Below are 400 nucleotides of genomic sequence, written 5' to 3' on the forward strand. Positions count from 1 at the left end.
TTTTACCCTAAGGCGTCAACACCTGGCTGTACCGTACAAGCCGAAAACCTACGCGACCAGCAAGCAGAGCTGGCAAAATTTAACACCCGCGTAGTAGGCATAAGCCCAGATCCAATTAAACGCCTTAAAAACTTCGAAACTAAAAAAGAACTTAACTTCGATTTACTCTCAGATGAAGATCACGCCATTGCAGATGCATTTGGAATTTGGGGCTACAAAAAATTTATGGGCAAAGAATACGACGGCATACACCGCCTGACATTTTTAATCGGTCAAGACGGCAAAATTAAACACCTGTTCGATAAGTTTAAAACCAAAGATCACCATCAGGTAGTGTTGGATTATCTCGCAGCAGAATAAGTTAGCGGCAGAGTAAGTTACTCGCTGTTAGAAATTAGAC

At 42.0% G+C, this 400-nt stretch carries 1 protein-coding gene; it reads left to right on the forward strand.

The genetic code is table 11. The annotated features are described in order from the left end of the window. Positions 1 to 360 (forward strand): thioredoxin-dependent thiol peroxidase (bcp, locus tag H5079_RS18220; protein WP_182684630.1); only part of this gene is annotated, 360 nt, incomplete at its 5' end. Positions 361 to 400: the final 40 nt, after the last annotated feature.

This window comes from Pseudoalteromonas sp. SG44-5 (assembly GCF_014164175.1).
Classification (GTDB): domain Bacteria; phylum Pseudomonadota; class Gammaproteobacteria; order Enterobacterales; family Alteromonadaceae; genus Pseudoalteromonas; species Pseudoalteromonas nigrifaciens.